The organism is Starkeya sp. ORNL1 (assembly GCF_012971745.1).
In the GTDB taxonomy this organism is placed as follows: domain Bacteria; phylum Pseudomonadota; class Alphaproteobacteria; order Rhizobiales; family Xanthobacteraceae; genus Ancylobacter.
Genome location: NZ_CP048834.1, coordinates 5774753 through 5799277, shown reverse-complemented (window position 1 = coordinate 5799277; position 24525 = coordinate 5774753). Strand labels below are relative to the sequence as shown.

Here is a 24525-nt window from a genome sequence, read left to right as displayed (position 1 = left end):
GGAACTAGACCGCCCGCTCGCGCTCGGGCCGATGGCCGAACGTGACCTTGCCGGTCAGCATCAGCACGAACATCACCATGAGCCCGAGCACCACCACGAGGTTCACCGCGGTCGCGAGCGCGTAGAGCTCCGGCTTCACGCCGTAGCGCAGCGCGCCCCAGGCGACCGACGGCAAAGTCGGCGTGGCGCCGAGGAGATAGAACGAGATCTCCAGATTGTTGAACGCCATGATGAAGGTGACGATGAAGGCTCCCAGCAGGCCCGGCCAGATCAAGGGTAACGTCACCTCGAAGAAGGTGCGCATGGGCGAGGCGCCGAACACCATGGCGGCATCGTCCAGACGCCAGTCATAGCGGTAGAGCTGGGTGGCGATGATAAGCAGGGCATAGCTGAAGCAATGCACCGCGTTCGCCAGCACCGCCGAGACCAGGTTGCCCTGTATCTCCAGGAACAGCCCGTTGAAAATCAGCGAGGAGATGCCGATCAGCACCTCGGCGACGAACAACGGGGCGACGAACAGTGCGAGATAGAGCCGGGTGCGCCGGCCGGGATTGCGGATCAGACCCAGCGTCGCAGCCGCAGCCAGCAGCGTGGACAGCGTCGCCGCGCCGATGCCGAGCACCAGGCTGTTGCCGAAGGCGTTCTGGTAGAGCGAATTGGCGAACAGCCGGCCGAACGTGTCGAGCGTCCAGCGCGGTGGATAGGGGAAGTTGAAGTTCTTCGAGAACGCCGCAAGGCCGATATGGACGATCGGCAGATAGAGGAACAGATACGAGATCGCCAGCGTCAGCAGCAGGCTGTATTTGGCGATGAAGCGGATGAGCGTGCGGCGCATCAGCTCCTCCCGAGGCCGGTGAAGCCGGTGCGGCGCAGATCGATCCGCGTACCGATGGCGACGATGACGGCGACGGACACGATGAACAGCACCACGCCCATGGCGGCGCCGAGCGCCCAGGTGCCGGATTCGCCGAACTGCTGCGCCATCGCCATGCCGTAGAGCGTGCCGTTCGGTCCGCCGAGGAAGCGTGGCGCCAGTGTCGCCGACAGGCACGGGATGAAGCACAGCGCAAAGCCGATCAGCGTGCCGAACAGGTTCAGCGGCCAGGTCACCTCGATGAAGGCGCGCAACGGGCTGGCGCCGAAGATCTTGGCGGCGTCGATCAGGCGCGGATCGAAGTTCAGCAGCGACAGATAGATCACCGTCACCACGATCGGCAGATAGAGATAGACGAGGCCGATGGCGCTGGCGACGTTGGTGTACATGATGAAGCGCAGCGGCGCCGCGCCCATCGCCATCAAGACGCCATTGATCAGCCCGAGCGGGCCTAGCAAACCTTGCAGCGCGATGACGCGCAGTACCTCACCGGTTAGGAACGGCACCGCAAAGGCGAGCGTGAACAGCAGCCGATACCGCCCGCCATAGAGGATGATGGCGTAGCTCACCGGCCAGGCGATCAGGATCGACACGGCGGAGACGATAAGCGCCATCACCAGCGAGCGGATGAGGAAGGTGACGTAGGCGCCCCCGGTCGCCAGCGTCCAGTAATTGCCGAGGTTCCAGTCCTGGATGATATGGTAGTTCTCGGTGCGCCAGAAGCTGAGCACCACCATCGACAGCAGCGGCAGCACGAACAGCGCTGCGAGAAACAGCGCCGGCACGCCGAGCAGGATCGAGCCTGCGAGCCGTCCCCTCATGGCCGCTCCTCCTCGGCCTCGTCGAAGGCATCGATGTCGGCGGGATTGAAGCTCGCCACCACCGCCTCGCCGGTCGAGAAGGTGCGTTCGGAGCGAGCCCGGCTGGCATGCAGCTCGCGCCCGCCGCAGGCGAGGATGTAATCGGCGTAAGCGCCGCGCAGGATGACATCCTTCACCGTGCATTCGATGCGGTTCGGCCCTTCGGGCGGCGCTTCGCCCGGCGTCGTGAGCCGCATCTTCTCGTTCTTCACGAACAGCGAAACCGGCTTGCCCGCGGGAATGGCGGCCGCCAGCAGCTCCATCGCCACCCCACACTTCGTGGTGAGCTTGCCCCCAGTGCCCATCGTGCCCTCGAAGCGGTTCGAGCGGCCGACGAACTGGGCGATGAAGGCGGTCTTCGGCCGGTCATAGATCTCGGTGCGCGGCGCGAAATCCTCGATCCGTCCGTTGCGCACGACGGCGATGCGGTCGCTCATCGAGAGCGCCTCTTCCTGATTGTGCGTGACATAGATGAAGGGGATGCCGAGCGCGATCTGGTGGCGGCGGATCTCCACCTCCATCTCCTGGCGCAATTCGCGGTCGAGATTGGCCAGCGGCTCATCGAGCAGCAGCGCCTTCGGCCGCCCGACCAGGCCGCGCCCCAGCGCGACGCGCTGCTGCTGGCCGCCGGAGAGCTGGTTCGGGTAGCGCTTCTCCAGCCCGCCCAGCGACAGGATGCCGACCACCCAGTCGATGCGCTCGTCGATCTCCGCTTGCGGCAGCTTCATCATGCGCAGCGGAAAGGCGAGGTTTTCCTGCACGGTGCGGTGCGGGAACAGCAGGAACTCCTGGAACACCATGGCGACGCCGCGCTTGTGCGGCGGCAGATCGGTGACGTCCTCGCCATCGATCAGCACGCGGCCCTGGGTCGGCTTTTCCAGCCCGGCGATGATGCGCAGCAACGTAGTCTTGCCGGAGCCACTCGGGCCGAGCAGCGAGACGAACTCGTTCTTCTCGATGGCCATCGAGACGCGGTCGACCGCCCAGATGCTGGCGTACTGACGAGAGACCCCGTCGAGGGAAATATACACGTAGCAGGCTCCCGGGAAGTTCGGTGGCAGGATCGCACAGTGGCCATCCCCCTGCGCCCTCATAGCCGGGCTTGACCCGGCTACCCAGACTTTCGACCGGGCACCCGCGGCAAGGCTGGATCCCCGGGTCAAGCCCGGGGATGAGGGCGAAGGATCGGGATCAGTCGCTCACGCCGCCTGCATGCGCGACCAAACCCGTTCCCACTTCTCCGGCGAGGAGGGCTGATCGAACATGTACATGTCCGAGAGCTCGTTGGTGCGGTCCATCAGATAGAGCGTCTGCTCTTCCGGGGTCGAGAGCGAGCGGATGTCGATGGTGGTCGAGCAGCCGCTGGCCATGGCGATCTTCTTCATCGTCTCCTGGCTGGTCATGGTGTCGATGAAGGCCTGGCAGACATCGAGCGTCGGCCCGTCCGGCACGCCATAGGACACGAGCCAGGTATCGACCCAGCCGAGCCCGCCTTCCTTCGGGATCAGCGTGTGGGCGAAGTCGGTGGTGATCTCGCCCTTGGCCTTCTTGTTCAGCAACTGGCGATAGACCTGCGCAAATTCCGGCGCCGCCACGATCGTGCCGCTCTCCAGCAACTGTGCCAGCGTGGCATTGTCCTGGTAGCGGGTGAGCAGCAGCTTCTTCTGCTCGATCAGCAGCTTCTCGACGCCGGCGAGTTCCTCGTCGGTCAGGTGATAGGGGTTGAAGGATTTGCCGTCCGGGCGCGGCTTGTTGATGGTGCCCATCTTGGTGGCGACGAGGATGCCGGCGAGCGCGATATTCTCCTCGAAGCGCGCGCTGGTCGAAAGCCGCCCGGAAAAGGCGGGATCGAACATGCATTCGATGCTGGCGGCCTTTTCCGGCGGCATCTCATTCTTGTTGTAGGTGATGCCGTAGCTGCCCCAGCAGAACGGCACGCCGAAATGCACGCCGGTCTTCTCGTCGGTGAGCAGCTTGTATTTCTCCGGCTGGAACACCGGGAACAGGTTCTTGGTGCTCGGCATCTTGCCGTAGTCGACGGTGCGGATCAGCTTTTCGCGGAAGTAGAGGCTCGGCCAGAAGCCGTCGGCTTGCACCAGATCGAAATCCTTGGTGCCGCCGACGCGCAGCTTGTTATAGGCCTCGGAATTGCCGTCGAAGAAGGTCGGGGCGAATTTGAGCTTGTTCTTCTCCTCGAACGCCGCGATCACGTCGGGTAGCACATAGCCCTCCCACATCAGCGCGCGCAGCGTGGTCGGCGCCGCGGAGGCCGGGCGGATATAGGGCGCGGCAATGGCCGCCGTGGTGCCGGCAGCGATGGTCTTCAGCAGTTGCCGGCGGTCGAGGCCACGGGCGCTGCGGTTCGGCTCGTGCGGTTTCATGTCCACTTCCCCTCGTCTTGTTGTGATACGGAGATCGCCAGGAACCGCCCGTCTTGTCGTTTCCCTCTGGAAGTGCCGGTCCCCGCACTGCATCGGCGCGGGGATCCAGCCATTTGGAATCAGGCAGCGACGGAGAACGGGTTTTCCGCGTCGGCATAATTGACCGGCGTCATGTGCCAGCCTTCCTTGTGCTTCTGCCAGTAAAGGTCCTTCAGCTTTTGGCTGATCGGGCCCGGCCGGTCATTGCCATAGATGCGCTCATTGACCCGGGAGCACGGCATCACGCCGCCGGCGGTGGTGGCGGTGAACACCTCGTCGGCGTCCATCAGTTCCTCGAAAGTGATGGGGGCGACGCGGCCATCAAGGCCGAGTTCCGGGCAGAGGTCCAGAACCGAAAGCCGGGTGATGCCGCGCAGCGAGCCACGATCCGGCGTCAGCACGGCATTGCCCTTCACGATGAAGACGTTGAAGCCGGCACCCTCGGTCAGGTAGCCCTCGGAATCGAGCAGTATTGCGGTGTCGAAACCCTTGTCCCGCGCCTCGTACATGCCACGGGTGAAGTCGCGCCACATATAGTTCTTCAGCGTCGGGTCGAGCGAGTTCTGCGAGATGCGCGGCACCGAGGCGACCAGCAGATGCGCGCCGCGCGCCTGCACGTCCGGCTTGATCACGTCCACCCACGGTACCGCATAGCCGATGAAGGTGTTGTCGCAATCCTCCGGATCGCGCGAGCCATAGATACGCGGGATGCCGCGGGTCGAGACCATGGCGACGAAGGCGTCGCGCAGCCCGCTCAGCGCGACGCAGCGGCCAAGGATCTCGCGCATCTCATCGCGCTTCACCGGCGGCTTCAGACGGTAGCCTTCGAGCGAGCGGTGGAAGCGATCGAGATGGTCTTCGAGGCGGAAGAAGCCGCCATCGGTCACATGGACCACATCATAGGTGACGTCCGAATGCGTGAAGCCCCAGTCGCCGACCGGAATCTTGGCCTCGGCTATCGGGACGAACTCGCCGTTGATATAGGCGGCGCCTTTCGAATAGTCGGGTTTCGCCTCTGTCATCTGCATGCACTCCAGGCATTGGGCGGTTGCGGCAAAATGCACGCGCAGCCTCGCAATGCCGGGAGCCAGGGGAAAGCGCCGCTTTCCCGGAAAGCGACGGTGCCAATTGGTCCGGGCAGCGCCGGATCGGTCAGTCGATGTAGGAGAAATCGCGCCGGGTGCGCGCCAGCGCCCGCTTCTCGATCTCGCTCAGCAGCCGCTCCAGATCCTCGACGCTGATGTCAAAGGCTTCGCCCATCTCTTCGAGCGTCGCCGCGACATCCTCGCGCTGGAAACTCGGCACCACGGGAGCAGTTGACGGCTCGGGCTGCTTCGGCTCCGCCGGCTTCGCCACATGCGGATACGAATGACGCGAGAATCGGTGATAGGCGAGGCCGCACGCCACCAGCACCGTGGCATTGAGCGCGACCGGCATCAGCGGGAACAGATAGCCCGCCGAACTGCCGGCGAACAGCGCGACCAATGCCGCGGCGCCGCCCGGCGGATGCAGGCAGCGCAGCACCGACATCGCGCCGATGGCAAGGCCGACCGCAACGCCCGCTGCCAGCGCCGGCTCCGAGATGATGTGGCTGACCGCGATGCCGGCCAGCGCCGAGATGGTGTTGCCACCGATGACCGGCCAGGGCTGCGCCATCGGGCTGGACGGCACGGCGAACACCAGCACCGCCGAGGCGCCCATGGGCGGCACCAAGAGGAGCAGGTGCGGCGCCTTGCCGGCAGCAAGGCCGCACAGGAAGCCGGTGAGCGCAATGCCGATGAGCGCGCCGGCACAGGCGAACAGCCGGTCGCGCAGCGTGGCGCCGGCCAGAATGGGTTCGAACGGCTTGAACCGGGCCGTGAAGGGCAAGGCGGTCCTCCCTAAATTTCTTGTTGGGACACTAGGGTTGGGAATGGGTGCTAGGGTTGGGAATAGGTGCTGGGGTCGTCGATGTGCAGGAACAGCCGCAGCATTTCCTTGCGGCGGCCCATGAGGTCGGCGAGCGAATAGCGGTCGAGCACCGCCATGAACGCTGCCAGGGCCTCATCCAAAGCGGAGGACAGGCCGCAACCGTTCGAGAGGATACAATTCGGACAATCGACGAGGTCGAAGCCGTCCTCGGTGTGGCGCAGCACGGTGCCGACGCGGATGTCGGCGGACGGCTTGGCCAGCCGGATGCCGCCGGTGCGGCCGCGCGCGCTGGCGACAAAGCCGGCCTTGCCGAGATCGTGCACCACTTTCATCAAATGGTTCTGCGAGATGCCATAGGCACGCGCGATCTCGGAGATCGAGCACAGCCGGTCCGGCCGGGCCGCCAGATAGAGCAGCACGCGCATCGCATAGTCGGAATAGCGCGTCAGGCGCATGATCGACTTCTCAGCGGTTAAAATACATGTATACGCTATACATGATTTCCAGCGCAGGCCAAGGGAGCATGGCTGATGGCTGATATGCGTGACGACGCAGGCACATCCTCACCCCGGGCAGAGGCACAGGGCGGCGTACGCCGCTTCGCGATCGAGAGCCGGCACCGGGAGAGCGAGATCATCACCTCGTTCGTGCTGAGGCCGATCGATGGCAATGCTCTGGCTCAGCACAAGCCCGGCCAGCATCTGACCATGTTTCCGGAAATTCCCGGCGTCGGCATGGTCAAGCACAATTACACAATCTCCGCCGCGCCGAACGGCGCCACCTATCGCATCTCGGTGAAGCGCGAGCCGGAAGGGCTGGTCTCGCGATGGCTGCACGATGTGGCAACGGTCGGCACTGAATTCGACATCGCGCCGGCCTCCGGCGCCTTCGTGCTGCCGGAGCCGGCGAGCCGCCCGATCGTGATGCTCAGTGGCGGCGTCGGTCTCACGCCGATGGTCGCCATGCTGGAAGCCATCGTCGCCAAAGGCATCGATGTACCGGTGCAGTTCATCCACTGCACGCATGATGGCGGCACCCACGCCTTCCGCGCCCATGTTCGCGAGCTTGCCGCCGCGGCGAAGGGCAAGGTGGAGGTCATCATCTTCTACAGTCGCCCCCGGGCGGAGGATGTCGCCGGCCGCGACTTCGATGCTGCCGGGCGGGTGGACATGGATAGGCTGATTGCCCATACGCCGATCGCAAAAGCGGACTATTTTGTCTGTGGTCCGCTCGGCTTCCTGCGTGCCTTCGTGCCGGGCCTCGCCAAGGCGGGTGTCGGCGAGGAGCGGCTGCATTACGAGTTCTTCGGTCCGGTGGAAGATTTGTTCGAAGAGGATGCCGGCATGGCGCAAAGCACCAACCCCTCTCCTCAAGCGGCCGTGGACGGTTCACACCTCGCGCACGCCGGTGACGGCTTCTCGCGCGAGCAGATCGGCGACGGCATTCTCGACAGCGCCGCCGAGGCGGTGATCGCCAGCAGCCGCGACGGACGGATCGTGCTGTGGAACTCCGGCGCCGAACGGGTCTTCGGCTTTTCCGAGGCGGAAGCCCTCGGGCAGTCGCTCGACATCATCATCCCCGAGCCGTTCCGCGCCCGGCACTGGGAGGGCTATGACGAGACGGTGGCAAGTGGGCGCAGCCGCTATGGCGCCGGCGACCTGCTCGCCGTGCCCGGGCTGACCAAGGACGGCCGCCGCATCTCGCTGGAATTCACCATCGCGCTGCTGAAGGAAGGCGGCGATGGTCCGGTGCAAGGCATGGTGGCGGTGATCCGCGACGTTACCAAGCGCTTCGAGGAGATGAAGGCGCTGAAGAAACAGGTGGCCGCCCAGCAAGGTGCGTAAGGTTGTCCGACCCGGGCGGACTGGTCCCGCGCTTGCATGAAAGCGGGCCCTGCTGCTTATGGCGCGCTCGCTTCGCCTGGGAACTGGTACTGACCTGACGCATGACGGCCGATCCGAGCCTCAAGATCGTCATTGTCGACGAAAGCCCGCTGCGCGCGGCCATCCTCGAGGATGGCCTGCGCGAGGCGGGCTATGTGCATGTGCTGCGCCTGTCGGAGTGGCATAATCTTCTGGCACGGCTGCACGCCATCGATCCCGACATCATCATCATCGACCTCGAGGACCCCTCGCGCGACGTCATCGAGCAGATGTTCCAGGTCAGCCGCGAGGTGAAGCGGCCGGTCGCCATGTTCGTCGACCAGTCGGACTCCGCCACCACCGAGGCGGCGATCGAGGCCGGCGTCTCCGCCTATATCGTCGACGGGCTGAAGAAGGAGCGGGTGAAGCCGATCGTCGACATGACGATCAGCCGCTTTCGCGCCTTTGCCCGACTGAAGGAGGAGTTGGAGCAGACCCGCACCCAGCTCGAGGAGCGCAAGACCGTCGACCGCGCCAAGGGCATCCTCATGCGGCTGAAGGGCCTCGACGAGGAGAAGGCCTATGCGCTGCTGCGCCGGACCGCGATGAACGAGAAGAAGCGCATCGTCGATATTGCCCAATCCGTCATCACGGCGGCGGAGATGCTGAAATGAGAAGGCGACTCGCGTGAGAAGGCAGCTCCCATGAGAAGGCTTTCTATCGGCTTCATCCCGCTGACTGACGCCGCGGTGCTGATCGCCTGCGCCGAGCGCGGCTTCGCTTTTGCCGAAGGGCTGGAGATCGAGCTGCACCGCGAGGTCTCCTGGGCCAATATCCGCGACAAAGTGAATGTCGGCCTGCTCGACGGCGCGCACATGCTGGCGCCGCTCGCCATCGCCTCCTCGCTCGGGCTCGGCCATGTGCGGGTGCCGCTGGTCGCGCCCTTCGCGCTGAACCTCAACGGCAATGCGGTCACCCTCGCCAATGAGCTCTATGCGGCGATGGGCGAGACCGGCGAGGACCTCGCCACCGGTGAAGGCACGGCGCGCGCGCTCGGCACCGTGGTGCGGGAACGGCAGGCAACCGGCGCCGAGCCGCTCACCTTCTCCACGGTCTATCCCTTCTCCACCCACGCCTACATGCTGCGCCATCTGCTGGCCTCCGGCGGGCTTGACCCGGATCGCGACGTGCGCCTCGTCGTGGTGCCGCCGCCTTACACCGCCGAGAGCCTGCGCAGCGGATTGATCCACGGCTTCTGCGTCGGCTCGCCCTGGAACAGCGTCGCGGTGGAGGCCGGTGTTGGGCGTATAGCGCTGCTCGGCTCGGAGATCTTCGGTTGGGCGCCGGAGAAGGTCCTCGGCGTGCATGCCCGCTTCGCCAATGCCGAGCCGGAGGTGCTGCACCGGCTGGTGCGGGCGCTCGATGCTGCCGCACGCTGGTGCGAGACGAGCGAGGCGCTCGACGAACTGGCGCGCCTGCTCGCCGAACCGCGCCATCTCGGCCTGCCGGTGGACATGCTGCGGCGTGCCTTGCAGGGCCGGCTGAACACCACGAATGGCGGGGCGCCGCGCTCGGACGCCGCCTTCCTGGTGATGCACCGCGACGGCGCCAACCGGCCCGAACCGGCTCATGCGCTGTGGATCTATGCGCAGATGGTGCGCGCCGGCCAGACCGAGTTCACCCGCGACGCCGCCCATGCGGCGATGGAAGTCTACCGCCCCGGCCTCTATGACGCCGCCGCCGGCAATGTTGGCCGGCTTCCCCAGGACATCGACCCGGTGCGCACGCGGTTCGGCGTGCCGTTCACGCCGGACGATGTCGAGGGCTATCTGGAGCGCGTACGCGGAAAGTAGAGCGTCTCCCTCTCCTCCCGCTCGCCAACATCGTCATCCCGGCCGAAGGCGAAGTCGTAGAGCCTGGATCGCGTGAAGTCCCGCGCAACAGCTTACCTGACGATCCCGGCTCGGCCCCCCGGTCGTGCGGGATGCCAGCGTATTGATAAAACTGAAAATTCCGCACTGCACAAAATCACGCCACGCGGGTGCGGCGCTGCGCAGCATTTCGGCACCTGGCATACCAGAGCCCAGCGACACCGCGAAATCGCGCCTTTCCGCCAAGTGCTTGAATCTACTTGGATCAATTCCGGATTCCGGCGCATCGGTCAATTGGCACGCTTCGTGAATATAGGTTGGCGTCCGCCGGCCAACGATGACCGCGGTTTCCCGATTTCGCCCATTGATGGGCCACAGCAAAGCCGCTGACTCCGTGACGGGTTCGCCCGTCAGGGTCCGTGGCTTTTTGCGTTTTCATCGCCGCGCGCAGGTCGACAGGACCGGCACGGCTTCTCGAAACCAGGTTCCGAGGGCATTTCATGACCGACACCCCGCCGCCTCGCTCGCGTGTCCGCCTCTCCCGCCGTTCCTTCCTCAAGAGCTCTGCCGCCACGCTCGGTGCCGCCGCACTGTTCGATGCAGCGCGCATGGCTTTCCCCGGCGGCGTACCGCAGGCCTTCGCCGCCACGCCCGAGGTCACCAAGGCGACGCTCGGCTACATCGCGCTGATGGACGCCGCGCCGCTGGTGATCGCCAAGGAGAAAGGCCTGTTCGCCAAGTATGGCGTGCCGGATGTCGAGGTGGCGAAGCAGGCCTCCTGGGGCGCGACGCGCGACAATCTCGTGCTCGGCGGCGCCGCCAACGGCATTGACGGCGCGCACATACTGACGCCGATGCCGTATCTGATCTCCACCGGCAAGGTGACGCAGAACAACGTGCCGACGCCGATGTACCTGCTGGCGCGCCTCAATCTCGATGCGCAGGCGATCTCGGTCTCCAACGAATACAAGGACCTCAAGGTCACCGCCGACGCCTCGGCGCTGAAGGCGGCCTTCGCCGCCAAGAAGGCGGCCGGCAAGGACGTGAAGGTCGCGATGACCTTCCCGGGTGGCACCCATGACCTCTGGATCCGCTACTGGCTCGCCTCGGCCGGCATCGATCCCGACAAGGACGTCTCCACCATCGTGGTGCCGCCGCCGCAGATGGTGGCGAACATGAAGGTCGGCAACATGGACGCCTTCTGCGTCGGCGAGCCGTGGAACGAGCAGCTCGTCAACCAGGGCATCGGCTTCACCGCCTGCACCACCGGCGAAGTGTGGAAGCACCACCCCGAGAAGGCGCTCGGCATGCGCGCCGAGTTCGTTGACAAGAACCCCAACACCACGCAGGCGATCCTGATGGCGGTGCTGGAAGCCCAGCAATGGTGCGACCAGATGGCCAACAAGGAGGAGATGTCGACCATCGTCGGCAAGCGGCAATGGTTCAACGTGCCGGTCGCCGACATTGTCGGCCGCGCCAAGGGCGACATCAATTACGGCAATGGCCGGGTGGTGAAGGGCTCCGACCAGTACATGAAGTTCTGGCAGGACCACGCCTCCTACCCCTTCAAGAGCCACGACGCCTGGTTCGTCACCGAGGACATTCGCTGGGGCAAGTTCGAGCCTTCGACCGACGTCAAGGCACTGGTCGAGAAGGTGAACCGCGAGGATCTCTGGCGCGCCGCCGCCAAGCAGATGGGCGTCGCCAGCGCCGACATCCCGGCATCGAGTTCGCGCGGCAAGGAGACCTTCTTCGACGGCAAGGTCTTCGATCCCGAGAACCCCACCGCCTATCTCGCCAGCCTCGACATCAAGCGCGTGGCGTAAGCCCCCTCTCCCCGACGGGGAGAGGGCTTAAGAGCCGCCAGAGCCTTTCACCGGGAGCAACTCATGTCCCTCACCGCACTGAAAAGCGAGACCCCGTCTCCGCGCAAGACGGGCGCACAAACCGGCGCCGAGATCGTCCGGCTCGCCGTGCCGCGCCGCGCCGCGCCGCCGAACCGGCTCGCGACCCTCGGGCGCAATCTCGCCGTCGTCATCGTGCCGCCGGCCATCGTGCTGCTGCTCCTGCTGGGACTGTGGGAGCTCGCCTGCGGCGGCCCCGGCGCGACGCTGCCGCCGCCCTCCACCATCTGGAACGAAGCGCGTGACCTCATCGTCGATCCGTTCTTCGTCAACGGGCCGCAGGATATCGGCCTCGGCTGGCGGGTGCTGACCTCGCTGCAGCGCGTCGCCATCGGCTTCGGTCTCGCCGCCATGGTCGGCATCGCGCTCGGCGTCGTGGTCGGCCAGTCGGTCTGGGCGATGCGCGGGCTCGATCCGATCTTCCAGGTGCTGCGCACCGTGCCGCCGCTGGCCTGGCTGCCGATCGCGCTCGCCGCCTTCCGCGACAGCAGCCCCTCAGCGGTGTTCGTCATCTTCATCACCGCGATCTGGCCGGTGATCATCAACACCGCGGTCGGGGTGCGCAACATCCCGCAGGACTACCGCAACGTCGCGAAGGTGCTGCGGCTGAATCCGCTGGAATTCTTCGCCAAGATCATGCTGCCGGCAGCCGCCCCCTACATCTTCACCGGCCTTCGCATCGGCGTCGGGCTCTCCTGGCTCGCCATCGTGGCGGCGGAGATGCTGACCGGCGGCGTCGGCATCGGCTTCTTCATCTGGGACGCGTGGAACTCCTCGCGCCTGTCCGACATCATCGTGGCGCTGGTCTATATCGGCGTGGTCGGGTTCATCCTCGACCGCCTCGTCGCCGGCATCGGCGCCTTCGTCACCCGCGGCACTGCAGCCGCCTGAAGGAGGAACCGATGAGCGCCTATCTCAAGCTCGACCATATCGACAAGTCCTTCTCGCGCGGCGGCACGACGTCCGAAGTGTTGCGGCAGGTGTCGCTCGACATCGGCAAGGGCGAATACGTCTCGATTATCGGCCATTCCGGCTGCGGGAAGTCGACGCTGCTCAACATCGTCGCCGGCCTGACGCCTGCGACCGCCGGCGGCGTGATCCTGGAAGGCCGCGAGGTCGACAGCCCCGGCCCGGACCGCGCCGTCGTGTTCCAGAACCACTCGCTGCTGCCGTGGCTCTCGGTCTACGACAATGTGCGCCTCGCGGTGGACAAGGTGTTCTCCGGCCTCAAGAGCCGCGCCGAGCGCCACGACTGGACGCTGCACAATCTCGACCTCGTGCAGATGGGCCACGCGAAGGACAAGCGGCCGTCGGAAGTCTCCGGCGGCATGAAGCAGCGCGTCGGCATTGCCCGCGCGCTCGCCATGCAGCCCAAGGTGCTGCTGCTCGACGAGCCGTTCGGTGCGCTCGACGCGCTGACCCGGGCGCATCTCCAGGATTCGGTGATGCAGATCCACGCCACGCTCGGCAACACCGTCATCATGATCACCCACGATGTCGACGAGGCGGTGCTGCTCTCCGACCGCATCGTGATGATGACCAACGGCCCCGCCGCCCATATCGGCGAGGTGCTGGAGGTGACGCTGCCGCGCCCGCGCCGCCGGCTCGAACTGGTCACCGACCCGACCTACCTGAAGTGCCGCGAGGCGGTGCTGAAATTCCTCTATGAGCGCCATCGCTTCGTCGAAGCGGCGTGAGGACGGGCACCATGGCACTCTCACCCGACCAGATCGTCCTGCTGCGCACCAGCTTCGACAAGGTGCGCCCGATCTCCGAAGACGCTGCCGCCCTGTTCTATGGCCGGCTGTTCGAGATCGCGCCGGACGTGCGTGCGCTGTTCAACACCGACATGGCCGAGCAGGGCCGCAAGCTGATGGCGACGCTCACCGTCGTCGTCAATGGCATCGACAATCTGCCGGCGCTGCTGCCGGCGGTGGAGCGGCTCGGCCGCCGTCACGCCGGCTATGGCGTCACGCCGGAGCATTTCGTGCCCGTCGGCGAGGCGCTGATCTGGACGCTGGAACAGGGCCTCGGCGACGGCTTCACGCCGCCGGTGCGCGATGCCTGGATCGAGGCCTATGGCGCACTCGCAGGGGTGATGCAGGACGCCGCGAACACGGCGCCCGGCCCGTTCGAGGTGGCGGCACAATGAGCGAGCCCCTCGTCGTCATCGGCAACGGCATGGCCGCCGCGAAGTTCTGCGAGGAACTGGCCAGCCACTGCCTCGGCCGCTACGCCGTCGCCGTCATCGGCGCCGAGCCACACCTCGCGTACAACCGCGTGCTGCTGTCCTCGCTGCTCGCCGGCGAGGTGGCAGCCGGCGACATCGTGCTGCGCTCCGCCGACTGGTGGCGGGCGCGCGGCGTGACGCTGATCTATGGCCGCCCGGCGGTGGCCATCGACACCGCTGCCGGGCGCGTCGCGCTCGCCGACGGCAGCGCCCTGCCCTATTCCAGGCTGGTGCTGGCCACCGGCTCGCACCCGATCCGCCTGCCGGTGCCTGGCATGGAGCTGCCCGGCGTCATGACCTTCCGCGACCGGGCGGACGTCGACGCGCTGCTGCGCGCGGCCAAGCCCGGCACCCGCGCCATCGTCATCGGCGGCGGCCTGCTGGGGCTGGAGGCCGCGACCGGCCTTGCCGGCGCTGGGGCGCAGACCACCGTCATCCACCTGGCCGACCGGCTGATGGAGCGCCAGCTCGACGCCCGCGCCGGCGCGCTCCTGAAGCAGGCAGTCGAGGCGCGCGGCATCGCAGTGCGGCTCGGCGCCTCCACGCAGGCGATCGAAGGCGACGGGCATGTCGAAGGGCTGCGCCTCGCCGACGGCGAGATCCTGCCGGCCGACCTCATCGTCGTCGCCTGCGGCGTCCGGCCCAATGCCGACCTCGCCCGCGCCGCCGGCCTCGCCTGCAATCGCGGCGTGGTGGTCGATGACGGGCTCTCCACCAGCCACGCCGGCATCCACGCCATCGGCGAATGCGCCGAACATCGCGGCCAGGTCTACGGCCTGGTCGAGCCGGCCTATGAGCACGCCCGCGTGCTCGCCCGCGGCCTCGCCGGCGAGACCGCCGCCTATCAGGGCAGCGTCACCGCCACCAACCTCAAGGTCTCCGGCGTCCATGTCTTCTCGGCCGGCGATTTCGCCGGCGGAACGGATACGCAGGACATCGTGCTGTCCGACCCCGGCATCGGCCTCTATCGCCGCCTCGTGCTGCGCGAGGACGAGCGCGGCACCCGCCTCGTCGGCGCCGTGCTCTACGGCGACACCGCTGAGGGCCTGTTCTATCTGGACCTCATCCGCAGCGGCCGCGACATCGCCCGCCACCGCGCCGATCTCGCCTTTGGCCGCTTCGATCTCGACACGAACCTGACTGCGGAGGCCGCGTGATGGGCACCGACTTCACCCCCGAACAGAAGCGCTATCTCGAAGGCTTCGTGGCCGGCCTTGCCGCCACCCGCGCGGCCGGCGGTCTCGGCACCGCGTCCCCGGCGAGCGCGCCGGTGGCAGCAGCCGAGCCGACCGGGCCGGAAGCCGCCGCCCACCGCGCCATGGCGCGCACCGAGGCCGAAGGCCGCAAGCTCGTCCCTGAAGAGAAGGGCAAGCGCGAGGAACTGGGCCTGGATTCCTATGCCCGCATGAAGCAGCACGCCCGCGACGGCCTGTTCCCGAAGGGCCCGGACGTCTTCCGCTGGAAATTCCACGGCCTGTTCTATGTCGCGCCGACGCAGGACAGCTTCATGTGCCGGCTGCGCATTCCCAACGGCATTCTCAAGCATTGGCAGTTCGCCGGCATTGCCGACATGGCCGACGCCCATGCCGGCGGCTACAGCCACGTCACCACCCGAGCCAATCTGCAGATCCGCGAGATCCCGGCGACCGACGGCACGGCGGTGGTGGAGAAGCTGATCGGGCTCGGCCTCACCTCGCGCGGCTCCGGCGCCGACAATATCCGCAATGTCACCGGCGGGCCGACCGCCGGCATCGACCCGCAGGAACTGCTCGACACCCGGCCCTATGCGCTCGAGTGGCACTACCACATCCTTGCCGACCGCTCGCTCTACGGCCTGCCGCGCAAGTTCAACGTCGCCTTCGACGGCGGCGGGCTGATCGGCGCGCTGGAGGACACCAACGATATCGGCTTCCAGGCGGTTGAAGTGAAGGATGGCTTCGGCGTCGAACCCGGCGTCTGGTTCCGCCTCGTGCTTGGCGGCATCACCGGCCATCTCGACCTCGCCCGGGACACCGGTGTGATCCTGCGTCCAGAGGAGGCGACGCGGGTGGCCGACGCCATCGTGCGCGTCTTCATCGACCATGGCGACCGCACCGACCGCAAGAAGGCGCGGCTGAAATATCTGCTCGATGCCTGGGGCTTCGCGAAGTTCCTCGCCGCCACCGAGGAGAAGCTCGGTATGGCGCTGACCCGCGTGCCCGCCGAAGCCGTGGCGCCGCGACCCGAGCCGGACCGCCTCGCCCATGTCGGCGTGCATGCTCAGAAGCAGGCGGGGCTCAACTGGGTCGGCGTGGTGATCCCCGTCGGCAAGATGACGACCGAACAGATGCGCGGCCTCGCCTCGATCGCCCGCGATCTCGGCGATGGCGACCTGCGCCTCACTGTCTGGCAGAACCTGATCCTGTCCGGGGTCAACGACGCCAACGTGCCGCTGGTCGAGGCGGCGCTGGAGGCGCTCGGCCTCACGTCCCGCGCCACCGCGATCCGCGCCGGGCTGGTGGCCTGCACCGGGGCCGCCGGCTGCAAGTTCGGCAATGCCGATACCAAGGCGACCGCGGTCGCCATCGCCGATCATTGCGATGGCCGCGTCGCGGCCGACCTGCCGGTGAACATCCACGTCACCGGCTGCCATCACTCCTGCGCCCAGCACTATATCGGCGACATCGGCCTGGTCGGCGCCCGCGTGGCGGTGAATGAGGAGGGCGACACCGTCGACGGCTATCATCTCCTCGTTGGCGGTGGCTTCGGCTCCGACGCCGCCATCGCCCGCGAGCTGTGGCGTGACGTGAAGGCCGAGGACGCACCGGCGCGCGTCGAAGGCCTGCTCAAGGCCTGGCTCGCCCACCGCGCCGACGACACTGAGACGCTCGCCCGCTTCACCCGCCGCCATGAGCCGGACGCGCTGCGCGCGCTGGTCGAGGAGATGGCTGAATGAACAAACGCGCCACAGCTCCCTCTCCCCGATGGGGAGAGGGTTGGGGTGAGGGGGCGCACGCGAACCCCTGCCCGTTCGCCCCCTCACCCGCCGCCTATGGCGTCGACCTCTCCCCGACGGGGATAGGTGAAGAGGACATCGCGCAATGAACGCTCAGACTTCCCTGCCCGCGCCGCCCAGCATCTCCTTCTTTCCGGAGACCGCGCCCTTCAGCGAGGAGCAGCGCGCCTGGCTGAATGGCTTCTTCGCCGGCATGCTGCTGCCGCAGGGCGCGCCGACCGCGCTCTCGCCCGCCGAGAACGCCGCGCTGATGCCGGCGGATGTCGACGACGGCGCGCCCTGGCACGACGCCGCGATGCCGATGGACGAGCGCATGAAGCTCGCCGAAGGCCGGCCGCTGCCGCGCCGCATGATGGCGGCAATGGCGCAGCAGGATTGCGGCCAGTGCGGCTATCTCTGCGAGACTTACGCCGCCGCCATCGCGTCGGCCAAGGAGACCAAGCTCAATCTCTGCGCCCCGGGCGGCAAGGAGACGGCGCGCATGCTGAAGGCGCTCGCCGCCGAGTTGGACGACACGGCGCCCGCGGTTGAGACGGCGCCTGCCGCGCCCACCGGGACGCCCGGCACCTCGCGCGACAACCCGGCCTTGGTCTCGCTGGTGACGCGGCATCGGCTCAACAAGGGCACCTCGGAAAAGGAGACCTGGCACGTCGAGTTCGACCTCGCCGCTGCCGGGCTCGACTATGAGGTCGGCGACAGTTTCGGCATCTTCCCGCAGAACGATCCCGGCCTTGTCGAGCAGGTGCTTGACGCCATCGGCGGCACCAGCGCCGACATGATCGGCGAACGCGCCGCCGCCGACGTGCTGACGAACGACGTGGCGCTCGGCACCGCGCCGGACGGGCTGTTCCAGTTGCTCACCTATCTCACCGGCGGCGAGATGCGCCGCAAGGCCCGCGCGCTCGCGGCCGGCGAAGACCCGGACGGCGATGCTGCCAGCCTCGACGTGCTTGCGGCGCTGGAGAAATTCGGTCGTCCGCGCCTCGATCCGGAAGTGCTGGTCGAGGCGCTGGAGCCGTTGCAGCCGCGGCTCTATTCCATCTCCTCCAGCCCGAAGGCGACGCCCAGCCGGCTCTCGCTCACCGTGGACGCGGTGCGCTACCGGATCGGCGCACGCCCCAGGCTCGGCGTCGGCTCGACCTTCCTCGCCGCGCGGCTCGAGACCGGAGCCCCGATGCGCGCCTACGTGCAGAAGGCCCACGGCTTCGCCCTGCCGAAGGATCCGGCGACGCCCGTCATCATGGTCGGCCCCGGCACCGGCATCGCGCCGTTCCGTGCCTTCCTGTGGGAGCGCATGGCCGCCAAGGCGCCGGGCCGCAACTGGCTGTTCTTCGGCCACCAGCGCAGCGACTGCGATTTCTTCTATGAGGACGAACTCGCCGGCATGCGGGCGAGCGGGCACCTGACGCGGCTGACGCTGGCCTGGTCGCGCGATGGTTCAGAGAAGGTCTATGTGCAGGACCGCATGCGCGAGGTCGGCGCCGACCTCCACGCCTGGCTGGAGAGCGGCGCGCATTTCTACATCTGCGGCGACGCCAAGCGGATGGCCAAGGATGTCGAGCGCGCTCTGGTCGAAGTCGTCGCCACCCATGGGGCAAAGAGCACCGACGAAGCCATGGCGTATGTCGCCAATCTGAAGAAGGCCGGGCGCTATCAGGCGGACGTCTATTGATGAACGCGCCGGTTCCCACCCCTGCTGCTCTCGCGGCGCTCGCTTTGCCGCCCGTACGCACGACGTGCCCATATTGCGGGGTCGGGTGCGGCGTGCTGGCGAGCCCGGACGGCAGGGGTGGGGCGAAGATCGCCGGCGATCCGGGTCATCCGGCGAATTTCGGCCGGCTCTGCTCCAAGGGCTCGGCGCTCGGCGAGACATTGGGGCTGGAGAGCCGGCTGCTGCATCCGATGGCGCGCGGCGAGGACGGCGAGCTGGCGCGGATCGGCTGGAGCACAGCGCTCGACCATATTGCGAGGACTTTCCAACAAACCATTGAGAAGCATGGCCCTGACTCGGTCGCGCTCTATCTTTCCGGTCAGTTGCTGACCGAGGATTATTACGCCGCCAACAAGCTCGCCAAGGGTTTCCTCGGCACCGCCAATGTCGACACCAATTCGCGCCTCTGCATGGCGTCTTCGGTCGCCGGCCATCGCCGCGCTTTCGGCGCCGATACCGTGCCCGGCACCTACGCCGATCTCGACGAGGCCGACCTCGTGGTTCTGGTCGGCTCCAACGCCGCCTGGTGCCACCCGATCCTGTTCCGCCGGCTGGAAGCCGCGCGCGCCAAGCGTGGCACAAAACTGGTGGTCATCGACCCGCGCAAGACCGCGACCGGCGAGGAGGCCGACCTTTTCCTGCCGGTGGCTCCCGGACAGGACACCGTGCTGTTCGCCGGCCTGCTGGCCGCTCTCGTCGACCACGATGTGCTCGACCGCCCCTACATCGAAGCGCACACAACCGGCTTCGACGCCGCGGTGGCGGCGGCCCGGGAAATGGCGCCGGACCTTGCCACGGTGGCGCGCAAGACCGGTGTTCCCGAGCACGATCTCGTCCGCTTCTATACGCTGTTCAGCGCGACCGAGCGCCTCGTCACCTGCTACTCGCAGGGCGTGAACCAGTCGGCGCAGGGCACCGACAAGGTCAATGCCATCATCAATGTGCATCTGGCGACTGGTCGTATCGGCCGGCCCGGCATGGGGCCGTTCTCGCTCACCGGCCAGCCCAATGCGATGGGCGGCCGCGAGGTCGGCGGCCTCGCCAACCAGCTTGCCGCCCATATGAATTTTACCTCGGCGGACATCGACCGGGTGCGCCGCTTCTGGGATGCGCCGCGCATCGCCGAGCGCGAGGGTCTGAAGGCAGTGGCGATGTTCGATGCCATCGCCGCCGGCAAGGTCAAGGCGCTGTGGGTGATGGGCACCAACCCCGCGGTCAGCCTGCCGCGCGCCGATGGGGTGCGCGAGGCACTTCGCTCGCTCGATTTCCTCGTCGTCTCCGAGAATGTCGCCGGCAATGACACGCTCGGCTGCCGGCCCCACCTCATCCTGCCGGCGCTCGCCTGGGGCGAGAAGGACGGCACAGTGACCAATTCGGAGCGCCGCATCTCGCGCCAGCGCCCGTTCCTCTCGCCGCCGGGCGAGGCCAAGCCGGACTGGTGGGCGGTGGCGCAAGTGGGCAAGCGGCTCGGCTTCGCCGCCGCCTTTGGCTGGCGCTCGGCGGCCGAGGTGTTCCGCGAGCATGCCGCGCTCTCCGCCTTCGAGAATGACGGCGCCCGCGATTTCGATCTCGGCGGCCTGAGCCGTCTCGACGAAGCTGCCTTCGACACCATGGAGCCGGTGCAATGGCCGGTGCGCACCGAACACGATACAGCGGAGAAACGCTTCTTCGCCGACGGCCGCTTCTATACGCCGGACCGCAAGGCGCGCTTCATCACCCCGGAGCCGCCTGCCCTCGCCGCCTCGGTGAGCGACGATTTCCCGCTTCTGCTCAATACCGGCCGCATCCGCGACCAGTGGCACACCATGACCCGCAGCGGCCTCAGCCCGCGGCTCGGCGCGCATCTGCCGGTTCCCTTCGTCGAGATCCATCCGGACGATGCGGCGACGCATGGCATTGCGGACGGCGACATGGTGCGCCTCGTCTCGCCCCATGGTGAGGCCGTCGTCGAAGCCGCGCTCTCTATCGGCCAGCAGCGCGCCAGCCTGTTCGCCCCGATCCACTGGAGCCATGCCACCTCATCGAGCGGGCGCATCGGTGCGCTGGTCACCGGCGCCACCGATCCGCATTCCGGCCAGCCCGAGGCCAAGGCGACGCCGGTACGGCTTGAGCGCATCGACATGCCGTATCGCGGCTTCGTGCTGTCGCGACGCGGCCTTGCGCCGCCGCCAGCCGCATGCTGGACCGCGGTCGCGATAGAGGGCGGCGTCGGCTATGTCCTCGCTGACACGCGCGAGCCACGCTCCTGGCTGCCGGATTGGCTCGCCGCCGCCGGCGCGGCGGCGGCCGATTATGATGACGCCCGCGCCGGCCGCTATCGCGCGGCGCGCTTCGATGCGGCGGGCCGTATCATGACGCTCGCCTTCATGGAGCGCTCCGCCCGTCGGCTCGACTGGAGCGCGGCGATGCCGTTCTTCGCCGTCGAGCGCGTCCCGCCTGAGCAGCGCCGTCGCCTGCTTTCGGGCCGCAATGCCGCGGGCACTGAGGCCGGCCCGCTGGTCTGCGCCTGCCACGCCGTACCGCGCGCGGCGATCATTGCCGCCATCGCAGCCGACCCGTCGGCAGATGTGGAATCGCTCGGCCGCGGCCTGAAGGCGGGAACGAATTGCGGTTCCTGCCTGCCCGAGTTGAAGCGCATGTTGCGCGAAGCCGCGATTCCGGCCGAACCCCGGGAGACGTGCAGCGTCTGAGCGACGCGCTGCCCTGCTATTGCAGCGTCTCGCCGCGCGGCCGCGGGGCCATCATCGCGGCGGTTCCGCCCTCTCCCGCATTCATCTCGGCTCGCTCCTCCGCCACGCCGTGCAGATGCCTGCCGACGGTGCGCAGCAGCAGCAACGCGACGGTGATGTCCGACTCGATGATGTCGAGCAGTTCGCTCTTGCCGATGCGCAGCCCGGTGAAGTCCGAGACCGCGACCATGTCGATGATGCGGTCCTCGTCGAGCACCACCGACAGGTCGCCGATCAGCCGCCCGGGAGTGATGGTGTCGATCGGTTCCAGCTCCGGGCCCGCACCGGGCCAACGCAGCTCCGCCGTGCCGGAGACCGCGACATAGGCGCCGTCGGTCTCGTCGCCGGCACGGAACAGATACTCGTCCTCGCGCACCGAGATCCACCGGGAAGCGTAGGCGAGCAATTCGATCTGCCCGCGCTTCAGCCCGCGAAACTCCTGGACCGCGGACAGCGCGTCAAACTTGCTCTGCAGGTCGGCGGTGATGCTCGACAGCTTCTGCGCCGGCAGGGGCTGGAGCCGCGCCGAGGAGCCGACGATCCGGCCGCCGCGAATCTCGATGACGAGATCGAATGCCTCGCGCTGCGGGAAGTCCGGCTCGAGAAAGATCATCGTGCTCGCCGGCAGCAACGCCCGGAGCTTCGTGCGCATCGCCTCGCGCTCGGCCGGCGATTGCGAGGCCAGAGCGTGATCGAGGATCAGCACGTCCGGCCGGCGGATCACCGCGCGCGCAAAGCCGATGCGCTCGCGCGCCACCGGCGACAGGTTGGCGCCGGCAAGCCCGGTGTCCGTCTCGCCGATCAGCAGCATGAACTCGCCGGCAAGACCGCTCTCGATCAGCGCTTCCTGCGCAATGCCGCGCACGCGGCGCTGGTCGATCTGCGCACCGGTGAGCGTGCCCGACAGCAGATTGTCGAGCAAAGTGAGGTTGTGGTTGAAGGCCCCGCTCTCGATCGGCTGGAAAGCGTCGCCCGCCACCGCGCGCAGCATCGCGCCATGCTTCTGCCGCGCCTCCATCAGGGCAGCTTCGAGGCTGGCCGGGAAGGCGGAGCCGAGATCGTCCGCGGTGATCGCGAACGGGAGGGCGAGCAGGATGGCGCGGTCGGCGGCGTCGAACGCTCGTCCGCTCGCGCGCCTCGTGTCGATGGCACGCAGCCGTTCGAAGGAGTCCGGCCCGATATGGGTCAGGCGGCGCAGCAAGGGATGGCGCGGCCCGACCTCGCCGAACGCCCGCACCAGCGCGCTGGTGAGATCGGCGCTGAAGTCGATCAGCGGCCCCGCAATATCGAGCTGCTCCACCACCTGGACAAAGACGGAGCCGAACTCCGGCAGGCCACCGGACGATGGCCGCCGACGCACCGCGAACAACAAATTCTCGCCGACCGAGAGGCCGGGATTGAAGACGTTCTCGTCAAAGCGCCGCACGCGCTCAGCCAGTTCCGCCGCCTTCAGCGAGCCGGCAACGGCCGCGCGCAGCTCGATCACCTGTTCGGCCAGCCCGGCGTGGCGATCGGGTTCGAGGTAGCAGTCGAGCGCACGGTCGAGCAGGAAGTTGCTGGTTCCCATCGTCTCGATGATCTTGAGCCACCAGTCGCGGATCGCCTTCTCGTCATCGAGCCCGCTCGCACCAAAATCGAGCCAGTCGCGATCGAGCGGCTCGAAATCATTGCCGGCGCGCTCCGCCTCCAGAACCGCCACGGGCGGCGGGTTGGCACCATCCCCCTCGGCCCCGTTTGGCGCGACACGCAGCGGCATCTGGATGTTGGCGGCGATGGAGGAGCGGAAGATATAGGGCGTGCTGGTGGCGACGCCGATGCGGGCCGCGAGCACGCTCTGGTGCAGCCCGGCAAGATCGTGGCCGGCGATCTCCACCTTGCCGGCGGCGGGCGGCCGGCTGCGCGAGATCACTTCCGCCAGCGCCTGTCGCACCGCGGCGTCCGGGCTCTGGATCGCCACCATCGCGCCACTCGGTATCTCCAGCTCGATCTGGTCGAGCAGCACGATCCCCGCCGCGTCGGTGATGCTGACGCCGTCGAGCCGCAGCGGGCCGTCGAGATGCGGAATCTCCGCCGGCCTTCCCTGCGCCAGTGCGACGGGAAGCATGCCGGGCGGGCTGAACTGCACGACGATATGCTCGTAGCGCGAGGAGGCTTCCTGCGCGCTGTTCCAATAGAGCAGCAATTCCCGCCACGGATCGGCGATGTCGCGCGCCGCCGCGATCGCCGCGATCAGCGCGCCGGCGCTGAGCTGGCCGATGATGACGAGATAGCCGCCGACCGCGAAGAAGAAGAACGGCGTCAGCTGGCTAATGAAATTATTGACGAACTTGATCAGGAACTTGCGCTTGAAGATATCCATCCGGATGAAGAACAGGTCACCAAGCAGATGCCCGAACTCGGCGAGACGGCGCGGCGCACCGCCATTGATCCGGAGGTCTCCTGCCCCGGATATGCTCTCGCCGATCTTCTCGGACAGCTGCCGCACATAGGCGACCCGTTGGTGATGCATGCGGTTCACTTCACGCTGCATCACCGGGATCAGATAGGCCTGCAAGGGGATGAGCGCGATCCCGGCAAGGCCGAGCCAGGGGCTCTGCACGAACAGGAACACGATGATGGTCAGCATCTGGCCGAGCTGGAACAACGGCTGCGCAAAGGCGTCGCCCATGGTGCCGGTGAGCGGCTCGGCCTCGGCGGTGACCATGGAGACCACTTCGCCCTGCGACACGCTGTGGAAGCGCTGCAACGGGAAGCGCAGCAGGTGCGCGATCAGCTCGAAGCGCAGCCGGCGGATCAGCCGCTCGCCGACAATGCCGCGATAGATGCTGAGCTGCATCTTGATGATGCCATTGGCCAGCACGCAGGCGAGGAAGGCGAGGCAGAGCAGCCAGAGGAACGCGGTCTGCCCGATCTCCATCCCGAGCACATGGCGCGGAAAATCATGGCCCTGGATGACGCCATTGATGATGAATTTCGGGATTTCCAGCGAGACATAGAGGATCGGGAACGAGGCCGCGGTCAGCAGCAGCAGGAGCAATTGCTGCCCGGCGCTGTAGCGCCAGATGAATGCGAGAAGGTTGTTATCGAGCCGGCGTTTCCCGTCCAACGAAGCACACCCGCAATTGCCGTTACGTTCGTGCCCAAGGGGAATGATCCGG

19 protein-coding genes are annotated in these 24525 nt (G+C 67.2%); 11 read left to right on the top strand and 8 right to left on the bottom strand.

Features of this window, described 5'->3' with window-relative positions; all coding sequences use genetic code 11:
• Positions 1–4: 4 nt before the first annotated feature.
• The 7 genes from G3545_RS27165 to G3545_RS27135 all read right to left on the bottom strand — a co-directional run bounded on the left by G3545_RS27165 (position 5) and on the right by G3545_RS27135 (position 6520).
• Positions 5–835, bottom strand: a complete 831-nt coding sequence (locus G3545_RS27165; protein WP_170017420.1) for an ABC transporter permease subunit — start codon at positions 833–835, stop codon at positions 5–7.
• Positions 835–1695, bottom strand: coding sequence for an ABC transporter permease (locus G3545_RS27160; RefSeq protein ID WP_170017419.1), 861 nt, complete (start codon positions 1693–1695; stop codon positions 835–837). The genes G3545_RS27165 and G3545_RS27160 overlap by 1 nt, the downstream gene beginning before the upstream one ends.
• Positions 1692–2765 carry an ABC transporter ATP-binding protein gene (locus tag G3545_RS27155; RefSeq protein ID WP_170017418.1) on the bottom strand — a complete coding sequence of 358 codons (1074 nt, stop codon included), beginning with the start codon at positions 2763–2765 and terminating at the stop codon, positions 1692–1694. Before G3545_RS27155 ends, G3545_RS27160 begins: the two co-directional genes overlap by 4 nt.
• A 168-nt stretch (positions 2766–2933) precedes the next feature.
• Positions 2934–4115, bottom strand: coding sequence for an extracellular solute-binding protein (locus G3545_RS27150; RefSeq protein ID WP_170017417.1), 1182 nt, complete (start codon positions 4113–4115; stop codon positions 2934–2936).
• 119 nt (positions 4116–4234) lie between these two features.
• Positions 4235–5176: an aminotransferase class IV gene (locus G3545_RS27145; RefSeq protein ID WP_170017416.1), complete on the bottom strand. Its 942-nt coding sequence runs from the start codon at positions 5174–5176 to the stop codon at positions 4235–4237.
• Between the two features lie 130 nt (positions 5177–5306).
• Positions 5307–6023 (bottom strand): HPP family protein, encoded by a 717-nt coding sequence (locus G3545_RS27140; protein ID WP_170017415.1) that lies wholly within the window; start codon positions 6021–6023, stop codon positions 5307–5309.
• Positions 6024–6073: 50 nt separating this feature from the next.
• Positions 6074–6520 carry an Rrf2 family transcriptional regulator gene (locus G3545_RS27135; RefSeq protein ID WP_170017414.1) on the bottom strand — a complete coding sequence of 149 codons (447 nt, stop codon included), beginning with the start codon at positions 6518–6520 and terminating at the stop codon, positions 6074–6076.
• A gap of 75 nt (positions 6521–6595) precedes the next feature.
• Here G3545_RS27135 and G3545_RS30005 point away from each other — a divergent pair, with 75 nt between their 5' ends.
• The 11 genes from G3545_RS30005 (at position 6596) to G3545_RS27080 (ending at position 21328) form a co-directional block, all read left to right on the top strand.
• Positions 6596–7909 (top strand): PAS domain S-box protein, encoded by a 1314-nt coding sequence (locus G3545_RS30005; protein WP_170017413.1) that lies wholly within the window; start codon positions 6596–6598, stop codon positions 7907–7909.
• A gap of 101 nt (positions 7910–8010) precedes the next feature.
• The gene (locus tag G3545_RS27125; protein WP_170017412.1) at positions 8011–8601 is read left to right on the top strand and encodes an ANTAR domain-containing protein; all 591 of its coding nucleotides are present in this window, start codon (positions 8011–8013) and stop codon (positions 8599–8601) included.
• A gap of 30 nt (positions 8602–8631) precedes the next feature.
• Positions 8632–9780, top strand: a complete 1149-nt coding sequence (locus G3545_RS27120) for a CmpA/NrtA family ABC transporter substrate-binding protein (protein WP_170017411.1) — start codon at positions 8632–8634, stop codon at positions 9778–9780.
• A 518-nt stretch (positions 9781–10298) separates the two neighbouring features.
• On the top strand, positions 10299–11624 hold the full coding sequence (locus tag G3545_RS27115; protein WP_170017410.1) for a CmpA/NrtA family ABC transporter substrate-binding protein: 1326 nt from the start codon (positions 10299–10301) through the stop codon (positions 11622–11624).
• 63 nt (positions 11625–11687) lie between these two features.
• A complete protein-coding gene (gene ntrB / locus G3545_RS27110) occupies positions 11688–12593 on the top strand; it encodes a nitrate ABC transporter permease (RefSeq protein ID WP_170017409.1) in 906 nt (301 codons plus the stop codon).
• Positions 12594–12604: 11 nt separating this feature from the next.
• Entirely contained in the window at positions 12605–13399 is a 795-nt protein-coding gene (locus G3545_RS27105; protein WP_170017408.1) for an ABC transporter ATP-binding protein, read from the top strand.
• A gap of 11 nt (positions 13400–13410) precedes the next feature.
• The gene (locus tag G3545_RS27100) at positions 13411–13854 is read left to right on the top strand and encodes a globin family protein (protein ID WP_170017407.1); all 444 of its coding nucleotides are present in this window, start codon (positions 13411–13413) and stop codon (positions 13852–13854) included.
• The gene (locus G3545_RS27095) at positions 13851–15089 is read left to right on the top strand and encodes an FAD-dependent oxidoreductase (protein WP_170017406.1); all 1239 of its coding nucleotides are present in this window, start codon (positions 13851–13853) and stop codon (positions 15087–15089) included. The genes G3545_RS27100 and G3545_RS27095 overlap by 4 nt, the downstream gene beginning before the upstream one ends.
• On the top strand, positions 15089–16867 hold the full coding sequence (locus G3545_RS27090; protein ID WP_170017405.1) for a NirA family protein: 1779 nt from the start codon (positions 15089–15091) through the stop codon (positions 16865–16867). The genes G3545_RS27095 and G3545_RS27090 overlap by 1 nt, the downstream gene beginning before the upstream one ends.
• Positions 16868–17012: 145 nt before the next feature.
• Positions 17013–18599: a sulfite reductase subunit alpha gene (locus tag G3545_RS27085; RefSeq protein WP_170017404.1), complete on the top strand. Its 1587-nt coding sequence runs from the start codon at positions 17013–17015 to the stop codon at positions 18597–18599.
• The gene (locus G3545_RS27080; protein WP_170017403.1) at positions 18599–21328 is read left to right on the top strand and encodes a nitrate reductase; all 2730 of its coding nucleotides are present in this window, start codon (positions 18599–18601) and stop codon (positions 21326–21328) included. The genes G3545_RS27085 and G3545_RS27080 overlap by 1 nt, the downstream gene beginning before the upstream one ends.
• Positions 21329–21344: 16 nt before the next feature.
• On the opposite strand, the gene G3545_RS27075 is transcribed toward G3545_RS27080, so the two are convergent.
• Positions 21345–24473 (bottom strand): ABC transporter transmembrane domain-containing protein, encoded by a 3129-nt coding sequence (locus G3545_RS27075; RefSeq protein ID WP_170017402.1) that lies wholly within the window; start codon positions 24471–24473, stop codon positions 21345–21347.
• Positions 24474–24525 lie beyond the last annotated feature (52 nt).